17 protein-coding genes are annotated in these 19,469 nt (G+C 46.6%); 11 read left to right on the top strand and 6 right to left on the bottom strand.

Going from position 1 to position 19,469, the window contains the following annotated elements:
• Positions 1-156: 156 nt before the first annotated feature.
• From F8C67_RS12475 to F8C67_RS14440, 5 genes are all read right to left on the bottom strand, one after another.
• The gene (locus tag F8C67_RS12475) at positions 157-3,282 is read right to left on the bottom strand and encodes a T9SS type A sorting domain-containing protein (RefSeq protein WP_151668189.1); all 3,126 of its coding nucleotides are present in this window, start codon (positions 3,280-3,282) and stop codon (positions 157-159) included.
• Between the two features lie 81 nt (positions 3,283-3,363).
• Positions 3,364-4,245 carry a lipoyl synthase gene (gene lipA, locus F8C67_RS12470; RefSeq protein ID WP_151668188.1) on the bottom strand — a complete coding sequence of 294 codons (882 nt, stop codon included), beginning with the start codon at positions 4,243-4,245 and terminating at the stop codon, positions 3,364-3,366.
• A 3-nt stretch (positions 4,246-4,248) separates the two neighbouring features.
• Positions 4,249-5,022, bottom strand: coding sequence for a hypothetical protein (locus tag F8C67_RS12465; protein ID WP_151668187.1), 774 nt, complete (start codon positions 5,020-5,022; stop codon positions 4,249-4,251).
• A complete protein-coding gene (gene ytxJ / locus F8C67_RS12460) occupies positions 5,015-5,353 on the bottom strand; it encodes a bacillithiol system redox-active protein YtxJ (RefSeq protein WP_151668186.1) in 339 nt (112 codons plus the stop codon). Before ytxJ ends, F8C67_RS12465 begins: the two co-directional genes overlap by 8 nt.
• Positions 5,353-5,478, bottom strand: a complete 126-nt coding sequence (locus F8C67_RS14440) for a hypothetical protein (protein ID WP_262714218.1) — start codon at positions 5,476-5,478, stop codon at positions 5,353-5,355. The genes ytxJ and F8C67_RS14440 overlap by 1 nt, the downstream gene beginning before the upstream one ends.
• A gap of 88 nt (positions 5,479-5,566) precedes the next feature.
• On the opposite strand from F8C67_RS14440, the gene ung reads away from it, so the two are divergent.
• The 5 genes from ung to F8C67_RS12435 are packed head-to-tail and all read left to right on the top strand — an operon-like array spanning position 5,567 to position 12,089.
• Positions 5,567-6,283 carry a uracil-DNA glycosylase gene (gene ung / locus F8C67_RS12455; RefSeq protein ID WP_151668185.1) on the top strand — a complete coding sequence of 239 codons (717 nt, stop codon included), beginning with the start codon at positions 5,567-5,569 and terminating at the stop codon, positions 6,281-6,283.
• A gap of 9 nt (positions 6,284-6,292) precedes the next feature.
• Positions 6,293-7,609 (top strand): DNA recombination protein RmuC, encoded by a 1,317-nt coding sequence (locus F8C67_RS12450; protein WP_151668184.1) that lies wholly within the window; start codon positions 6,293-6,295, stop codon positions 7,607-7,609.
• Positions 7,599-8,942: a GWxTD domain-containing protein gene (locus tag F8C67_RS12445; RefSeq protein ID WP_170266454.1), complete on the top strand. Its 1,344-nt coding sequence runs from the start codon at positions 7,599-7,601 to the stop codon at positions 8,940-8,942. The genes F8C67_RS12450 and F8C67_RS12445 overlap by 11 nt, the downstream gene beginning before the upstream one ends.
• On the top strand, positions 8,890-9,654 hold the full coding sequence (gene rlmB / locus F8C67_RS12440; protein ID WP_151668182.1) for a 23S rRNA (guanosine(2251)-2'-O)-methyltransferase RlmB: 765 nt from the start codon (positions 8,890-8,892) through the stop codon (positions 9,652-9,654). Before F8C67_RS12445 ends, rlmB begins: the two co-directional genes overlap by 53 nt.
• 26 nt (positions 9,655-9,680) lie before the next feature.
• The gene (locus F8C67_RS12435) at positions 9,681-12,089 is read left to right on the top strand and encodes a M1 family aminopeptidase (RefSeq protein ID WP_151668181.1); all 2,409 of its coding nucleotides are present in this window, start codon (positions 9,681-9,683) and stop codon (positions 12,087-12,089) included.
• An 18-nt stretch (positions 12,090-12,107) separates the two neighbouring features.
• Here the strand turns inward: F8C67_RS12435 and F8C67_RS12430 are convergent, their stop codons facing one another.
• Positions 12,108-14,729, bottom strand: coding sequence for a valine--tRNA ligase (locus tag F8C67_RS12430; RefSeq protein WP_151668180.1), 2,622 nt, complete (start codon positions 14,727-14,729; stop codon positions 12,108-12,110).
• Positions 14,730-14,881: 152 nt separating this feature from the next.
• Here F8C67_RS12430 and F8C67_RS12425 point away from each other — a divergent pair, with 152 nt between their 5' ends.
• From F8C67_RS12425 to F8C67_RS12400, 6 genes are all read left to right on the top strand, one after another.
• A complete protein-coding gene (locus F8C67_RS12425) occupies positions 14,882-15,331 on the top strand; it encodes a DUF1573 domain-containing protein (RefSeq protein WP_151668179.1) in 450 nt (149 codons plus the stop codon).
• Between the two features lie 82 nt (positions 15,332-15,413).
• On the top strand, positions 15,414-16,613 hold the full coding sequence (locus F8C67_RS12420; protein ID WP_151668178.1) for a pyridoxal phosphate-dependent aminotransferase: 1,200 nt from the start codon (positions 15,414-15,416) through the stop codon (positions 16,611-16,613).
• The gene (murB, locus tag F8C67_RS12415) at positions 16,614-17,633 is read left to right on the top strand and encodes a UDP-N-acetylmuramate dehydrogenase (protein ID WP_151668177.1); all 1,020 of its coding nucleotides are present in this window, start codon (positions 16,614-16,616) and stop codon (positions 17,631-17,633) included.
• A 12-nt stretch (positions 17,634-17,645) separates the two neighbouring features.
• Positions 17,646-17,990 (top strand): arsenate-mycothiol transferase ArsC, encoded by a 345-nt coding sequence (locus tag F8C67_RS12410; protein ID WP_151668176.1) that lies wholly within the window; start codon positions 17,646-17,648, stop codon positions 17,988-17,990.
• Positions 17,991-18,082: 92 nt separating this feature from the next.
• Positions 18,083-18,472, top strand: a complete 390-nt coding sequence (locus F8C67_RS12405) for a helix-turn-helix domain-containing protein (protein ID WP_151668175.1) — start codon at positions 18,083-18,085, stop codon at positions 18,470-18,472.
• A gap of 66 nt (positions 18,473-18,538) precedes the next feature.
• The gene (locus F8C67_RS12400; RefSeq protein ID WP_151668174.1) at positions 18,539-19,429 is read left to right on the top strand and encodes a hypothetical protein; all 891 of its coding nucleotides are present in this window, start codon (positions 18,539-18,541) and stop codon (positions 19,427-19,429) included.
• The last annotated feature ends 40 nt before the right edge of the window (positions 19,430-19,469 follow it).

The raw sequence follows: 19,469 nt of genomic DNA, 5'->3' as shown, positions 1-19,469 counted from the left end.
GCTCCGAATGGTAAGAGGCGTCTCGATGAGCGAAGCGAAATAGGAAGACCGAGCCGCCGCAAATGAGGCTTTAGAGTCGAGGCTCGCTATGCCCCACTAAAACCAAAAAGCCCCAGCATCTCTGCCGGGGCTTCTCTTTGTCTATGTGGGAGATCCTTACTTCTGAAGAATCACTTTACCAGTGCTAACGCTGTTGCCTGACTCTACAGATACCATGTAGATACCGTTGGTCATCCAGCCCATATTGAGCTTGATTTCGTGATCGCCAGCAGACATTCTGCCAAGGTTGCGAGTAATTACTGCGCGACCGTTCAAATCACGAACTACAACACGAACGTCGTTGCTGTTATCCAGGTTCAACTTAATGGTAGTACTACCACTAGTTGGGTTAGGGAACACATTGAGGTCGTTGCGAGTGATATCCAAGTTGTTCTCTTCAATTGAAACTGGACGATCCTGAGAAGTTGATCCAGTTCTGAAGAATCCACGGCCGTGTGTAGCGGCAAAGATATCGCCATCCTCAAGCGTAGTGCTGTCTGTGCTTAGCTTATCTGTGCGGTACTGCTCTAGTTCGAAGACTGCAACGAACGGCATACCATTGTTTTCGTCAGCCCATTGAGGCGTTCCAGCAGCATCGATATTCTCTAGTGAGTAAACACCGATTTCTGTACCAACTACTACTGAAGCAGGGTTGTTCTTGTCAATCACAACGGAGTAAACTGGCATGTTTGGAAGGTTACCTTGCTTACCAATGAATGTTGGAGAAGCTGAAGTAGCGTTGTTCGAATAGAACACGTACTGTGAGTTTCCGTAGTTACCCAAGGTAACAACTACTCTATCAGCATTATTTGGATCGATTGCGATGTCTGTAATTGTTTGCGGGAACGTACGAATCACATCTTGTTGTACGATAGGAGTACTTGCGAACAAAATATCCGCAGAGTCGTCACGCGCTGCAAGAATGTTCGAGTAGCGGTAAAGACGACCTGAAGTAGTGCCGATGTAGCAGATGTCACCATCTTTCGACATTTCCATGGTCATTGGAGTCTCACCGTTGTTCATCTGACCAATCTTCCACCAGTTTGGTGTCTTAGAGAAGTCATGAAGCTCACGAGTCATCCAAACACCACCAGTCGCGCGACCGTTTACGTTATCCCAAGAAGTGAGACCTACGATTAAGGTACTTTGAACTGGGTCTTGAATCATGATTGAATCATATGGATTCAACGTTTGAGTAGTCGTGTATTCGTATGGTAGTCCACCAATTGAGCTGAACACGTCGATAGTTGATCCTGCAGGGTAAGAAACGTCGCAAGTAATAACGATTTCAGCGAGTGGAGCTTGGTTGAATGTAACTGCATATGCTCCGGTAGCAGCATCGAAAGTACCTGTTCCATCGCCCGAAAGGTTACCAGCGGCATCAGATTCAACTACAAGGGCACCACTAACGATGCGGAATGAATCCGCCACGAACTGAGCCGAAGCGGCTGGACGCGAAAGTGTACTTGCGTAGTTTACATCAGATCCATTACCGAATCCAAGTGATTGAGATGCAGGGAATGCGAAGAAGAGCACGCTGTCATGTGAGAGAACATCGTTTGTTGTTTCGTGCAATTCGTATGGCATGATCCAGTTTGAGAAGTTTCCGTCAAACGGACGGAAGCCGGCGAGCATGTTTCCTTCGTAGAAAGTAGAGAAGCTTTCACCGTTGTTCTCTGAGCGACCGAGGTCACCATTTTGGTTCTCAGCGAGCATCACTTTAGGAGCCAACCAAGAAATGGCTGCCTCACCTCCGTCAGCATAAGCGCTGTTTACAAGAAGACGTGATGCGTAGTTCTGGAAGTTCTGTGAACCGTCCATCAATTGAGTACCGTTATCCTGTGTACCACCGATTACGCTGCGGTCTTCACCAACACCAAACTTGTAGAACTGGAGTGTACGGAACTCGAGGTTACGCTCAACCCAAGTAACACCGTGGTCACTAGATTTGAACAAGCCACCATCGGAAGCAATCCAAACGATATTCGGATTGTGTGGGTCGCTAACTACCTCATGTACGTCAGCGTGAATATAGAATGGGTTACCAGGAGACTGCGTAGTCGTGTTCACTTGGTCCCATTGGTTGTTTTTCCAAGTCCAGGTAGTGATACCACCCATCCAAATACGGTCCTTGTCTTTGGCGCTAACACCGAAGAGTAGGTCATATGTTCCTTGGCAACGGTTTCCAGAACACATAGGGTCAAACTGCTGCCCTTTTTGTCCGATTTGCGTCCAAGTACCACCGCCGTCAACTGAGCGATACACACCCTTGAGGGCACTACCATTCAACTGAACTACATAGATGTAATTTACGTCCTGTGGAGAAACGGCGATTCTCATACGGCCGTTTGTTCTTGGAAGTACGCCAGCACCACCTCCACCAGAAAGCTCAGTAAAGCTACCAGCAGTACCATCAGGTGAGTACATCAAACGTGTGCTGTTATCAACATAAACACCACCATTAACGTCAATGGCCATGTCGCGCGTAAATCCACTCAATACAACAGTCCAGGTATCGCCACCGTCAGTAGAGCGACGAAGACCACCAGGAGTACATGCGTAGATGATGTTTGCATCGGTAGGGTGAGCCTCCATATCACCGATAGCCGACCAGTTGTCGTTTGGTGTGTTGCTTGAAGGCTGAGTTGATGCGATGAGTTCGAAGTTATTTCCGTTAGAACCGCTAACAGATCTGTAGATTCCACCTCCGATGAAGGCAGGAGTTGAAGAAGCCCCGTTACCGAAGTAGCTAATGAATGGCCACTCACCAGTTCCGTAGAAAACGGTACCGTCGGCTGCTTGAGCAATTGAAACTACAGCTAGGTTACTTCCTTGAGGACTAACTGGCTTCCATGAAGAACCGCCAGTACGTGAACGGTACATACCGCCACTCACAGAACCCGCATAAACGATGTTCGATGAATCCTTATCAATTAGTATAGCACGAGCGCGACCACCTGCGTTAGCTGGTCCGATGCTTTCCCACTCCAAATTGAGTGTTTTTGAAGAAGGCATAGCTAGTGCTTGTTGACGAGCCGCAAGCACGTCAGCAGGGTCTACCTCCCCTGTTACTTGGTTAGCTCTAAGCGAGTGTAGGTATGCCGCGGCACCTGCGATGGCTTCAACATTGTTTGATGTTGATCGAGGGGTGTAGCTAGCCCTCTCTTGGGTTTGATTCAGCAATGCAGCTGACCCCACCACGCTAAGTGCAACAATACCAGTGAGTAAACGTCCTTTTTTCATAGACAAATCTTGTTATCGCGATTCTGAGGCGTTAAAAATAGTTAAAATGTGTGTTGCGTTAGCCAAAAGTTAACAGCGGTTTCACACAAGATGTTTTTCAGCGTGGTAAGATGAGCGCACAAGCGGACCACTTTCCACATATCTGAATCCCATTTCCAATCCTATCTCTTTGTACTTGTCGAACTGTTCTGGTTCAATAAAGTTAACGACAGGAAGGTGCTTAGGGGTTGGCTGTAAGTATTGTCCAAGTGTAATAATATCCACATTCGCTTCTCTCAAGTCGCGCATGGCCTCAATTACTTCCTCTTCCGTTTCACCCAATCCGAGCATGATTCCCGACTTTGTTCTGTGGATTCCACGCTCCTTCAAGTAGCGTAAAACCTCAAGACTTCTGTCGTACTTCGCTTGAATTCGAACTTTACGAGTGAGTCGTTTAACCGTTTCCATGTTGTGTGAAACAATCTCCGGATTGGCTTCAACGATTCTATCAATATTTCTTTTGATTCCCTGAAAGTCTGGAATAAGAGTCTCCATTGTCGTTCCAGGACTCATACGGCGAACGGCTTTTACCGTTTCAGCCCATAGAATAGATCCACCATCTGCAAGGTCGTCACGATCCACCGAAGTAAGCACACAATGCTTCACCTTCATCAATCGCACACTCCGTGCAACGCGTTCTGGCTCATCCCAGTCAATAGAATCGGGACGCCCCGTAGCGACATTACAGAATCCGCAAGAACGTGTACAGGTATTTCCAGCAATCATAAATGTCGCTGTTCCAGCACCCCAACATTCGCCCATGTTTGGACAATGCCCACTCTCACAAATGGTATGTAGGTTGTAATTATCTACAAGCTTGCGAACGCTCTTGTAATTTCCTCCTGTTGGAAGTTTAACGCGAAGCCATTTCGGCTTGCCCTTCGTGGTGGTCTTCTTTTCTGTATTCTCAGCAACCGTGCTCATCTATCAATACCACTTATTACCAAAATTGAAACTGATGTAGATCTGCCACCAAAGAGATGGATTATCTACCCTGGCCATGACTGGTACTCCATTCGATTCGTACAACCCAAACCAATTCGGGTAATAGTCGAATATGGTGCCCACTTCCATGGCCGTAATCTTCTCATCCAAAAAGTTGTAGTCGAAACTCAATCCGATCTTAGTGTAAACACCTGGACGAATTTGAAGTTCTGAGAAGCCCGTAAAAAATGGCTCTTGTCCACTGATCATCGCGTTGTCGTGAATCTCAGGGTCATATCGTTCCGATCCTTCAATCCTATTTCCGTCAGGTGTAAATCTCACTACATCTACGTAGACCGGTTTCAACATTCCCCATGCCACTCCGCCATAAGTTTGGAGTGAAATAGACAGTGTTCCGCGGTCCTGCTTATCGTAAAGCACCCTCTCGCGACCATAGCCGGTGCGAAAAGCAAAGAAGTCGTTGATCTTGCCATAGGTGAAACTACGGGAAGACCCTAAAATGCTTTGAGCGGGATATTTAATTTCTCTGGGATGACGATATGCGGTGTAATCGATTTCATATCCCCATTTGGTGAAACCGTCGGTCCAATGCAATCGTCTAAAATTGAAACCAGGCCAAGGTGAACCTGTGTGGAGGACAACGCCTATGGTAAATTCTTCGCTGTAAACAGTTCTCTTCCAGTCGGCGTCGGTGTCGTTCTGACCAAACACGCCGAAGGAAGCTAACAATCCTACAGTTGCGAAGAGTTTACGCATGACTCATCCAATCCATAATTTCTTCAGAACTCACTCCATGGTGTGAAGTGTGTTCAACGCATTTGCCTCCTTTTATCCAAAGTAATTGGGGAGACTGATGCTGAATGCCATAGCGACGGGAAACTTCGTTGGACACATCGCGGTAGCGAAGCAAATCGAGATAATAAATTGGCAAAACGCCTGTATCCCAATCTTTTAACCTTCGCTCGGCCATGGTAGAAATGAAACAACGAGTGCTGTGTTTATAAATGAGAACACCCTCTCCTTCATTTGAGTGGGCGTCCAATTTATCTAACTCTTCTACCGATGTAAGCGGAAGTACTCCCTTCATTAAACCTGCTGTTCAACGTCCGGCTGACCTGCGTCACCCTGGAACGCCGGGCAAGGTTCGTGAGCCCCACATGAGGCTACTAATAATCCAACTACGGCAATCAATACTAATGTAACTCGCTTCATTGCGGTGCTTTTTTAGTTCTTTGTAGTAACGACAAATGTAGCTAAAATCGCGTAAGGTTGCCCCAGTAATTTCCTACGCCACACTTTCATGAGTTCTGTTACCCAATCTATACGTACTTACGTTCCAAAACGTTGGCTGGATGCCATCCTTACACAACTATCTGACAATCAAATCTCAGTTTTGTTCGATAAGGTGGATGAAGCCTACAGCTCAGAGGTGGTATTTCCGCCTAAACCGGACGTGTTCAAAGCGCTCGAGCTTTCCCTTCCATCAGAAGTCAAAGTGGTGATTGTTGGTCAGGACCCATACCATGGAGCTGGACAAGCACACGGGTTGTCTTTTTCGGTTCCCGTAGGTGTCAAAGTCCCCCCTTCCCTCAGAAATATCTACAAGGAAATTGAAACTAGCACAGATTCCGAATGCCCTCAAACTGGCAATCTGGAAAACTGGGCGAGTCAAGGTGTGTTCTTGCTCAACACAAGTTTAACCGTGGAAGAAGGCAGACCAGCCAGCCATTCGAAGTTGGGATGGCAAGCATTTACAGATGCCATTCTTCAAATTATATCTCGACAAGGAGGGGTTGTATTTATGCTTTGGGGAAAACACGCCGAAGAGAAAGCCAATCTACTCGATGCTTCCAAGAATCTGATTCTAAAGGCTCCCCACCCTTCTCCCCTCTCAGCGCACAAAGGTTTCTTTGGATGCTACCATTTCGTGGAAGCGAATACGTACCTTGTCAACTCGGGCAAAACACCCATTGTATGGTGTGCCAAAAGTCAGCCCAACCTATTCTCAAATCTATAAGTGCATAGAATGGACACCAGCGTTGTCTTACTCTTCATCGTATCAATAATAGCCACCGCCCTGCTAGGTGTGTGGTTCGGCTTTCGACTAGGAAAGAAGTCTGTTCCAGAATCAACAGACAATGGCGTGAATAAAGACCTCTACAACCGAGAGGTAGAAGAAAACAAAGCGCTCAAATTCGAAATCGATAAGCTTCAAGTCGAAATTCGTGAGTTGACGGGAAAGATATCCGCATATCAACAGGAGAAGGTCGATCTCAACAGGAGGATTGAGGATCATAGCACCGAAATGGACAAGCTCCGCGACGAATTCTACAAGCAGTTCAAATTGACAGCTTCCGAGATTCTTCAAAAAAACACGGAATCGTTCCAAAGCAACAGCAAAGAGCAAATGTCCTCCATCCTATCTCCACTTCAAGAGAAACTCCAGAATTTTGAGAAGAAGGTACAGGACACGTATGAGAAAGGTCTGAAGGAGAGATCAGAACTCAGTTCGGAGATCAAGAAACTTGTAGAGCAAAATCAATCTCTGCAAGAAGAAGCCAACAACCTCACACGGGCGTTAAAGGGCGATGTGAAGAAACAAGGAAACTGGGGCGAAATCGTGCTAAAACGACTACTCGAAGCATCAGGACTTACAGAAGGCCGGGAGTTTGAAACGCAAGAAAGCCACTCGACTTCCGATGGACGTCGACTTCAACCCGATGTAGTTGTTCACCTTCCCGACGAGAAGTACGTCATCATCGATTCGAAGGTATCTCTCGTTGCCTATGAAAAATTTGTGGCTGCTGAAGATGACGAAGCTCGAAGCCGAGCGATCAAGGAACACTTGGTTTCTGTACACGCGCATCTCGACGGACTATCTAAAAAGGAATACCAGAAACTGCACGGCGAGCAAAGTCCGGATTACGTATTGCTCTTCATCCCCATTGAAGGAGCCTTCAACGCCGCATTGCAGAACGATAGCTCACTCTATGAAAAGGCACTCGAAAAGAACATTGTAATTGTAAGTGCTACTACCCTCTTGGCCACACTTCGAACGGTTGCTTCCATTTGGCGACAAGAGAAGCGAAACCGAAACATTGAAGAAATTGCCGAGGAGGGCGCAAAACTTTACGACAAGTTCGTCGGTTTTGTAAATGACCTTGAAAAGCTTGGCAATCAAATGGAAACTGCTCGAAAGACGTACGACCTTGCTTTCAACAAGCTTTCGTCAGGTCGAGGCAACCTGGTCACTCGAGCCGAAAACATGCGTAAATTAGGTCTTCAAACAACAAAACGACTCTCAACGAAGTTGATAGACCAAGATGAAGAAGATGAGAATTAAGTCAAAACTCATATTCCTACTTACCTCGGTAGTTCTGCTCTCCTCGTGCGCCACGAGAAGCGGACTTCGCGCTATTGACCTCTCGCACGTCTATCAGAAAAACGGACTGATGGTCCGTCCCAAGATTCGAATCTTCCACGAGAACAACTATGAGTCTACCATACACTTCGCATTTTCTTCTGATGAAATGCTGTATATCCGGAGAAGCGGCGACCAACCGTTTGGAGCGCATGTAGACGTATCCGTTTTTGTGTATGAGACATTTGAGAAGAGCACACTAATCGATACAGCTCATGTCACAATAGTTGACTCTCAAGAAGTGCTTTCGCACAAGATGATTACGGGATCGCTACCCGTTACCATCCCTGGTGTAATGCAAAACGAATTCTATGTATTGCTTATTCGCTTCCACGATAGAAATCGCAAGTTGTATTTTGATGAAATACGCCTACTTCAGAGAAGTGATCCATTGAACCGACAGAATTTCTTGGTGCTAGACGAAAATGAGAACGTGGTTTTCTCCGACCACATTGAACTCAACAAGCGCTATAGAATCAAGAGTAATCAGGATTTAGAGCGTTTGCATGTTCGGTATTACGACAGAGAATTCGACTTAGCCTTACCACCGTTTGTAAAAGGCGAGCCGAAATCGTTCAACTTTAGGGCGGATAGTACTTTCGCCGTGTCGAACGACGGCTGGTTCGAGGTAGATAAACCGGGCTTCTATCATTTCCAGACCGACCCAACGACGAACGAGGGCTTTACGCTCTTTCATTATTATTCCAATTACCCGCTGGTCACCAAAAAGGTTCACCTCATTGGACCTATGCGCTACCTTACTTCAAATTTGGAGTATGAAGGCATGGATTTGAAATCGGACGACATTGCAAAAATTGCGATCGACCAATTTTGGATTCGCCATGCCGGCACGGAAGAAAGAGCCCGAGATCAGGTGGAAGAATTCTATGAAAGAGTTGAGGCTGCGAACATCTTCTTCTCGAGCTTTAAGCAAGGTTGGCGAACCGACAGAGGTGTTCTGTACATCGTTTACGGACCTCCATCGCAGATTTATCGCACGCAGGACACCGAAACTTGGGTCTACGGTGAAGAAGCTAGCTCATTGAACTATACCTTTGTCTTCGATAGGATGATTAATCCTTTCACCGACAACGACTTCCAACTCCGCCGTAAAGCCGAATACAGATACGGCTGGGGCATTGCTATTGAAGCGTGGAGGCATGGTCGGATTTATGACATTGAAGACATCAAAAGAGCTCAAGATGAACGAGACCAACAACTCAGACAAACAGCCCCGCCTTATTTATGGTATTAGACCTGTAATTGAGGCAATTGAGGAAGGTCTCGAAATAGATCGAATTTACGTTCAAAAAGGTGCTCGCGGAGGTGTATTCCAAGAGCTCTGGCCGTACATCAAGGAACGAGGATTGCCATTCAAACACGTTCCGCTCGACAAGCTCAACAAGCTCACACGAAAAAATCACCAAGGCGTAATCGCATATGTCAGTGCGGTTCCTTTCGGCAATATTGAAGATATTCTTCCTTCCATCTGGGAACGCGGAGAAACTCCACTTCTGCTTCTTCTCGATCGACTGACCGACGTGAGAAACGTAGGAGCAATTGCGAGAAGCGCCGAATGCGCAGGTGTTCAGGCCATCGTGATTCCCGAAAAGCACTCTGCTCCAATGCACGAAGATGCCGTGAAGAGCAGTGCCGGAGCATTGCTGCGCGTGCCAGTATGCCGGGTGAAGAACCTTCAAGATGCGTTGCACTTGCTTCATGACTCTGGCCTAGAATCGGTTGCATGCACCGAAAAAACGGATGGCCAACTTTACGACGTGAACTTCAATCAGCCTATGGCGATTGTCATGGGCTCTGAGGAAGATGGTATTTCTCCAGCCGTCATGAAACTGTGCAAGCACCGAGCAGCCATCCCTATGATGGGAAACATCGGTTCACTTAATGTGAGCGTGGCAAGCGGCATCATTTTGTGGGAAGCAGTTAGGCAGCGCAGAACAAACGGATAGTCGCCGTCGTTTTCTAAATTAGTCCAATGCAGAAACTCGTATTCATACTTACGCTCACTATCGCGTCTACCTTGTCATTCGCGCAAAGAGCAGTTTATATGGCTCCAGATGGCAGCTGTGCTCATTTCAAGAATGCCATGGCACCCGCCGCTGTTCCCAATAAAGATCATACTGCCCTAAGCGATACGTTTGATATTGAGCATACCCATCTCGAGTACGACTTCACGGACCTCCCTTCAAATAATATAGTTGCAAAAGCCAGCTTGAATGTTCGCAAGCTCCACGCCACCGGCGTATTCCGATTTGAACTTGACGGATACACGATCGATTCTGCCCATGTGAATCAGTCTTCCGTTAACGTCGGAACTTCTGGGGATTTTAGAACGCTTACGAACTTGCCTTCCACCTGGACAGTCAACGGATTGGCGCTCGTGGAGATCTGGTATTCGGGCTCTGGTCCGGCTGATCCAAGTGGCTGGGGTGGGTGGCATCACAACTCGCCATACTTCTTCAACTTAGGAGTTGGCTTTGGTGTAAACCCGCATTCCTATGGTCGTTCACTATTTCCGGCATTCGACAATTTTGTGGAGCACAGTACATATTCGTTCGACATAAAGACGCGTCTTCCGCGTAAGGCCTATGCGAATGGGATCAGAACGAGCATGACCACTCTGGGCGGTGATACGGTACTTCAACAGTGGAATTGCACTGACCCTTTGCCCGCATATCTCGTAAGTGTTGCCATTTCGAACTACGCTGAGCTTCGCGACACACTAAACATCAACAATGGAACTATTCCTTCACTCCTGCTCGCTCGTCCACAGGATACCAATAACGTAAAAGCCTCATTTGCCCGCCTTCAAGGAATTCTTGGCGCTTTTGAAATGCACTTTGGCGATTACATCTGGGATAAGGTAGGCTATGCTATGACCACGCAAGGAGCGATGGAGCATTCTACAAGCATTCACCTCCCGGTTAGCCTGGCCAATGGGACTTCGATGGGAGAAGACATCATCGCACATGAGCTTGCGCACCATTGGTGGGGTAACCTTATCACATGTGCCAAGGCTGAAGACATGTGGATTAACGAGGGCATGGCAGAGTTCAGTTCCCACTTGTATGAAGAGTCTGTTTACGACAGAGACAGATACATGCGCTCCGTTCGAGGCAATCAACTACAAGTATTGAACTATGCTCACGCGCAAGACGGTGGCTACATTGCACTCAACGGGGTAGATCACGGGACAACCTATGGCATGCACGTTTACAACAAAGGCGCTTGGATAGGTCACAATTTGAGAGGATACCTTGGCGATTCACTTTACAACTATACCGTTTCGTCCATCTTCACAAACCACGCACATGAGAATGTGACCACAGCGCAATTCGAGCAATGGCTGACAACTGAATCTGGTGTGAGCTTAGCAAACTTCTTTTCGGACTGGGTAACTGTTGCTGGACAAGTGGCCGTGAGCATAGATAGCGTGAGTATCAAGCCAGTTGGCCAAGGATACGAAGCCATAATTGGCGTATCACAAAACAGGAAGGCGCGGAGTACATACCTCGCAGATGCTCGTCTCAATTTCACCTTCCACAAAGGGTCACAAACACACTCGGTTGCCATACAAGTGCAGCAACCATCAGAGGTTTTCGCCATTGCCAACATTCCCTTCAATCCAGATTATGTAACTGTAAACGAAGGAGAAGACTATTTGGCTGGAACCACCTACGATTATGTTTCTGGAAACGGATTCAATATTTATAACCTCGATGCTGCTAAGGCGCGACTAACGGTCAACAATTCGACAGATTCACATTATGTGTATGTGGCTCACCATTGGGCTGGGCCTGAGCAACGCTCTCCAATGGTCAACACCTCTCGAGGTCGCTTTTGGAGCATTCGTGGCCAATGGTCGGGAGACTTTGACGCGGAAATGCGCATCTTTTACGATGGTCGTCCGTCTAGTGGAGCATTGGATGACGACCTTGTTGGTGTAACCGAAGACAGTTTGGTCGTAATGTGGCGTCCGGATGCGCGTTACGACTGGCAATTGTACCCGCACTTCACGAAAAACACCATGGGCTCTTCTACGAATGCTTTCGGCTATGTTACGCTCACGGAAATCATTCCGGGTGACTATGTATTTGCGAATGCTCCGGAGGACATCGGATTGGAAGACAACGCCCCGAAGAGTGGTGATTTACGCGTTTACCCGAACCCTAGCAGTGGTGAAATCATTGTGGAGCAGTATGCTTTGGGATACGAGGAAACTCCATTGGAGATTGTTGATTTAGCAGGAAACACGGTGTACCGTGGAGAATGGAAGCAACAAACCGGTTGGAACCAAATGCGAGTAGACATCCGCAATTCGGCTAATGGAGCTTACATTGTGCGCACAAAAAAGGGTGAGCAGCGCGTGCTACTCACCCAATAATATGTAGCTCAATCGCCGTTACTTCTCGAGAGAAACGAGGCGATCTTCCATCAATTTAATTTTGGCTTCGGCGTCTGCCATCTTCTTGCGCTCATTTGCCACTACTTGCTCTGGAGCGTTATTCACGAATCGCTCGTTACTTAGCTTTTTCGATACTGAAACGAGGAACCCTTTCTGATATTCGAGATCCTTTTTGAGCTTTTCAATTTCAGCTTCAATATCAATTGCTTCAGAAACGGGAACGAAATATTCACTAGTTCCAGCTTGGAACGCAAACGCTTGTTCTGGCTTCTCATCTTCAATCTTGAACTCAGAAATAAATGCCAGCTTCGTTACGATTGGCAAATACTCAGGAGATTCATTTTTAAGACTGATAAGCTCGAGCATCTCTTTAGGGGCGATGTTCTTCTCCTTACGGATATTACGAACCCCAGAAATGATTGCATGCGCATGGTCGAATGCAGCTAGGGCTTCTGCATTTACCTTACCTACTGCAGGCCATTCTGCATACATGATGGTCTCCTTGTCACCTCTTTCCGCAATCAGGTGCCAAATCTCCTCTGTCAAGAATGGCATGAAAGGATGGAGTAATTTCAAAAGACCTTCAAAGTACCCGATAGTCTTCTCGTAGGTATCTTTGGAAATTGGCTGCTGATAGGCCGGCTTAACCATTTCGAGATACCAAGAGCAGAAATCATCCCACACAAGTTTGTAGGTAGACATCAACGCATCCGAAATGCGGTATTTCTCGAAGTTACTATTGATGTCCTCCAAGGTTTGATTGAAACGGCTTTCGAACCACTCAACTGCCTTTTCGCTAGCGGCATCAGGCTTCATATCAACCACTTCCCAACCTTTCACGAGGCGGAAAGCATTCCAAATCTTGTTGGCAAAGTTCCTTCCCTGAGTACAAAGCTCTTCGTCAAACGGAAGATCGTTTCCTGCAGGAGAAGTGAGCAACATACCCACGCGAACGCCATCGGCGCTGTAGTTGTCGATAAGGTCAAGCGGATCTGGAGAGTTCCCCAAAGACTTCGACATTTTTCTGCCGAGCTTGTCTCTTACAATACCCGTGAGGTATACATTGTTGAATGGCTTTTGATCGCGGTATTCGTAGCCGGCCAAAATCATTCGTGCCACCCAGAAGAACAAAATTTCCGGTGCCGTAACCAAGTCATTCGTCGGGTAGTAATACTGAATTTCCTCGTTCTCTGGGTTTCTGATTCCATCGAAAACAGAGATTGGCCACAGCCAAGAGCTGAACCAGGTATCGAGTACATCTGGATCTTGTGTGAGATCAGAAGCTGACAAATCCTTGCCCGACTTTTCGCGAGCGAGTTTGAGCGCCTCTTCATCAGAAAGAGAAACTACAAAATCGTCGGCTCCAGAACCGTAGTAATAGACTGGAATTCTATGTCCCCACCAAAGCTGGCGGCTAATGTTCCAATCGCGAACATTCTCCATCCAATGGCGGTAGGTATTCTTAAACTTCTCTGGAATCAAGCGAACCTCATCGTCCATTACGGCGCGAAGCGCAGGTTCAGAAATCTCGCTCATGCGCAAGAACCACTGAAGGCTAAGGCGCGGTTCGATCACGGCTCCTGTGCGCTCTGACGTACCAACTGAAGTGCTGTAATCCTCCACTTTTTCTAGGAGACCGCTTTCCTCAAGTTCAGCAAAGATAGCCTTACGAACAGCGAAGCGATCCATCCCTTTGAAGTGAAGACCATGCTCGTTGAGCGTGCCGTCTTCGTTGAAAATATCAATGCTCTCAAGGTTGTGACGCTGACCAATTTCGTAGTCATTCACATCGTGAGCAGGAGTCACCTTCAGGCAACCTGTTCCGAACTCGAGGTCCACATAATCATCCTCAATAACGGGAACGGTGCGATTCACCACTGGAATCACAAGCTTTTTCCCTTTGAGGTGCGTGTATCGTTCATCCTTTGGGTTCACGCATACGGCCGTGTCCCCCATAATAGTTTCAGGTCGTGTAGTAGCAACAACTACGTACTCTTCGGTTCCTTCAATGAAGTACTTCAGATAGTACAGCTTAGCATTCACATCCTTGTGAATTACCTCTTCGTCAGAAACGGTAGTCTTTGCTTCGGGGTCCCAGTTAACCATTCGGTTACCGCGGTAAATGTGGCCCTTTTGAAACAGGTCAACAAAAACCTGAAGTACGCTTTCGCTGCGTGCTTCGTCCATGGTGAAGGCTTCGCGGTCCCAATCGCAGGAAGCACCGAGCTTCTTCAACTGTTGAAGAATGATACCGCCGTGTTTATGTGTCCACTCCCAAGCGTGCTCTAGAAACTCGTCACGAGAGAGGTCGGACTTTTTGACACCTTCGGCACGTAGCTTTTGGACCACTTTTGCTTCGGTGGCAATTGAGGCATGGTCGGTACCCGGCACCCAGCAGGCGTTGAGGCCTCTCATACGAGCGCGGCGGACCAAGACATCCTGGATGGTATTGTTGAGCATGTGTCCCATGTGAAGGACGCCGGTGACGTTCGGCGGAGGAATCACAATGGTGTATGGCTCTCTTTCGTCTGGAGTAGAGCGGAAGAATCCGTTATCCATCCAGTACTTGTACCATTTGTCTTCGGTAGAACTCGGATCGTATTTAGCTGGAATGTCCATGCGTTGCTTTTGAATGAGCCGCAAATTTAGAAAATGCATTCCACCGACGGGGCATGATGTTTGAACGGTTGTAGGAAATGTGTGAATGATTGGAAAATTTCCATTGAATCACCTTAACTTTACCATTCGTGTTTAACTAAAGGACGAGAACAATGAAAAAAATGCTGATGACTCTTGCCGTGGCCGCCTTCGGTTTGATGTCTGTAAACGCAACTGCTCAAGAAGAGAACCCCAATGCGCCTGTATTGGAATTCGAGCAGAACGTGATTGATTACGGAACCATCGACCAAGATTCGGATGGCAATCGTTTTTTTAAGTTTACCAACACTGGAGAAGAGCCGTTGATTATTTCAAACGTACGTGGATCTTGCGGATGTACCGTTCCAGATCGCAGCGTAGTTAACAAACCATTCGCTCCAGGCGAATCTGGTGAGTTGCGCGTGAAGTACGACACTCATCGTTTGGGTCGTTTCCAAAAGAGAGTTACAGTTACTTCTAATGCTTCACAAGGAACTATCAACCTCACAATCAAGGGTGTAGTTCAACAAGCACAAACAACTCCAGTGAACGAGAATCAAGAATCGTCTCGCGTTTCGCGCTAAACGCGAAATTCACCAAATTTGCCCCCGTCGGACAATGTCCCTCGGGGGCTTTGTATTTTTAGAATCTAATATCATTGTTGATATGCCCAGAATTTCAACCAAAGGAATGCGAATGCCGGAATCTCCAATCCGCAAACTCGTTCCATTTGCTGAGGCAGCAGAGCAAGAAGGCAAAACCGTTCACTACCTAAACATCGGTCAGCCTGATATCCACACTCCCAAAGAGGCAACTGAAGCTGTAAAAAAAGCGGATGTTGACATCTTGGCTTATAGTCACTCCGCAGGAAACGAAAGCTTGAGAACGGGCTTGGCGCATTACTACCGCAATCATCATATTAATGTAACTACGGGCGACCTAATGGTTACAACCGGTGGATCTGAAGCGCTAAACTTCACCTTTGGATCTATCATGGACGAAGGCGATGAAGTGATTATCCCAGAGCCATTTTATGCGAACTATAACGGATTCGCCATTCAAAGCGGAGTGAAAGTCGTTCCGGTAGAGGCCACCATCCACAATGGATTCGCCCTCCCTCCCATTGAAGACTTTGAACAACTCATTACCGAGAATACCAAAGCCATTCTCATTTGTAACCCGGGGAATCCTACCGGGTATCTCTACTCCAAAGAAGAATTAGAAGCATTGGCGAAACTCGTCGTGAAGTACGACTTATTCCTGATTGCCGATGAAGTGTACCGCGAGTTCGTGTACGATGGTGTGGAACACAACAGCATTATGACAATGCCTGGTCTAGAGCAGAATGCCATCATGATCGATTCTGTATCTAAGCGCTATTCCATGTGCGGAGCGCGAATTGGGATGCTCGTTTCGAGAAACCAAAACTTCATGCGCACAGCATTGAAATTCGCTCAAGCGAGATTGAGTCCACCTTCTTACGCTCAAATTGCCGTAGAAGCCGCGCTTGAAACTCCAGAAACCTACTTCACTGAGGTGAATGACGAGTACGTTTCGAGGAGAGACATTTTGGTGGATGGACTTAATTCGATCGAAGGAGTGTTTTGTCCGAAACCACAAGGTGCCTTCTATTGTGTGGCACAGCTTCCGGTAGACGACGCCGATCGTTTTGCGCAATGGCTGTTGCAGTCATACGATTATGAAGGTGAAACAGTGATGATTGCTCCGGCATCTGGCTTCTACGCTCAGCCGCGATTGGGTAAGCGTCAGGCTCGCTTTGCCTATGTACTTGAAAAAGAAACGCTCGAGAAATCAGTTGAAATTATTCGCAGAGCGCTTACTGAATATCCAGGTAGATACATCTAAATGAGAAAGTACAACGGTCCTTCGCTACAGCGATTTAACACTTTTGGATTAGACGAAAGTGCCGATGAAGTTTGGGTTTTACAGGACGAAGAGGACATTCGAGCCTTGGCATCTGATGAATCGGCGATGAGTCGATTAAAGCTCATTCTCGGCGGAGGATCGAACCTACTTTTAACAGGCCCGATTAAGGGCGTAGTTGCACACATAGCGCTTCGAGGCAAGAAGGTATTATCCGAAACAGACGACGAAGTTATTCTTGAAGTTGCAGCTGGCGAGAACTGGCATCAGACGGTTTTGTGGACCATAGAGCAGGGTTATGGCGGATTGGAAAACCTCAGCTTGATTCCTGGTCAGGTTGGCACTGCCCCTGTTCAGAATATTGGAGCTTATGGAGTTGAACTGAAGGACCACTTTGTTTCCTTAGATGGGATATCCTTGGAGAATGGCGAGAAGCGAACCTTTTCGAAGGAAGATTGCCAATTTGGTTATCGCGACTCTATTTTCAAGCACGAACTCAAAGGGAATTTTATCATTACTGCGGTTCGATTTAACCTCACAAAGAGAAACCACGCGCTCAGAACCGACTACGGTGCCATTCAAGGCGAATTGGAGAAGCGGGGAATAGACAAACCGACCATTGCGGATATTTCAGCTGCAGTGATTGCTATTCGTCAGAGTAAACTACCTGACCCAATGGAAATTGGCAATTCGGGAAGCTTTTTCAAGAACCCGGTTGTTCCAACAAGCGAATTTGACCGAATAAAATCTGAATATCCAGAAGTAGTTGCTTACCCGGCGGGTGAAGGCAAGATGAAGCTCGCCGCAGGTTGGCTCATTGAAAAAGCAGGTTGGAAAGGCTATCGCAGAGGCGATGCGGGCGTACATGAACGACAGGCTCTTGTGTTGGTGAATTATGGTGAAGCACGGGGACGTGAAGTTTACCAATTGGCGAAAGATATCATTGCGGACATTCGCGAGAAGTTTGGGATAGAGTTATCGCCTGAAGTGAATGTATTGTAGAATCTCGCCTGGTTGGATATACGTCCGAACATACTTGTCATTTGCGGAAGGAACAAGCGCCGAAGTAGAACGGCTGAATTCCTCTTCAAGAACGACAGTCGAATGAATATCCGCTCGGCTGGATTGAGTCCAAAAAGTGATCGCAAACTCCAACAATCGGATGTGGATTGGTCAGATCTCATTTTCGTTATGGACGATGAACAACCAAAAAGAGTGCGCTCACTTTACCGCGGGAATGATATTCCCAATATTCTAGTCCTACACATCGACGACATCTATGAATATCGTGATCCCGAGTTGGTTGAATTGCTACTCGATCGGATTAATGAGGGGATAGAATCAGAATTTAAGCTCTGATTGTTCCTTGTCTGAAACACCTCAGCATTCGCATCTCGCTTCTTTAATGGTAAATAATTATTTACCTTACAGCTTCTAAACCAATTCCCGAAATGTCAATGACAGTCACGTTGATTGTCGAGAAAACCGACACCGGATTTTCTGCTTATTCGCAAGACACGGCCATTTTCACTACTGCACAAACTGTCCCTGAACTAATCAATAACAGTTATGAAGCAGCCAATCTTTACTATGAAGATGAAAACGTGGAACTTGGACCTGGAGACATCCTTTTTGAGATAGATTTCAAGCAGTTTTTCAAGTACTACAAAGTTCTCAATGCAAAGTTTCTGGCTGAGAAAATCGGCATGAACGCAACCTTACTATCACAATATGTGCAGGGGCATAAGAAGCCTTCATCAAAACAAACCAAAAAAATCTTGAATGGAATAAACCAAATTGGGCAGGAATTGAGTGGCATCAATTTATTACAACCGGCCTAAGCTTGTGCTCTTTTCACCTTTAGCTGTATTTTAGAAAAGACCTCTTAGCCTGCCAATTAATGTGACATGAACAACCGACTTTCTGCTCTCGCTTTCCTGTTGACTTTGATCTTTGCGTCATGTAACAATTCATCGCAAGACCATTCTACCGTGCATGGTATTTCGGATGATGATTCATCAAATATTCCAACCATCGAAACTACCGACCATCAGCAGCCTCAAGTCGAGGGAAAGGATGTCAATAAATTGGATTCGACAGCGGTAAAGAGGTGGGTAAACCCAGAAGCGATAGATACCACACTTCTATTCTTCGAAGGAACGACTGTCACCCTTTCTTTCACTGAAGTTAAGCCTAGTGAAGAGGAGTATTTTCTTGAGCAGAGACTTCTTAAACCCATCATAGAGAAAAACAACAATTCCCATCTTATAGCACATGATATAGAGCGTATTCAACTGAATCGTTTTGCTGAATTCGTCAGGCGAGATTCCACTGGACTATACCTTTTAGTCAAGGACAATTCTTGGAAGAGAGTGACCCCGAATGAGAGTTACGATGAAATGGACGTGAACTTCGAGTACTACTTTGCGGAGCACGGGTACTACTCGATCAGAATTCAATGGGGTGAAGGAAATGGCTATATGTTGGTCAACGATTCAACAGGAGTAGAAACCCGCATGTATGGACGACCCTATTTTTCTCCTAGCGGGTCATGGATACTTTCCGTTGCCTATGACATTGAAGCTGGCTATAGTCCAAATGGCTTTCAACTCTACTCGAATCATCGCAGAGAATTAGAGCTTTTTGGAGCCTTTCGCCCTCACGAGTGGGGTCCCAAAAAAGTGAATTGGATTGATGATGACAATGCCATTCTCACGAATGAATCGTTCGAAATCAGGAATGGTGATATGCAGTACTTTGAGTTTAATACTGCGTTGGCAATTGGAGTTGAGAAGTAAGACAATCTAGTCGGTTGGAAATTGTGTCCTGAGTTTTACT

This window comes from Phaeocystidibacter luteus (assembly GCF_008933115.1).
Taxonomy (GTDB): Bacteria; Bacteroidota; Bacteroidia; order Flavobacteriales; family Schleiferiaceae; genus Phaeocystidibacter; species Phaeocystidibacter luteus.
Note: the sequence above shows the minus strand (reverse complement) of the source record. Positions and strands in the feature narration are given on the sequence as shown.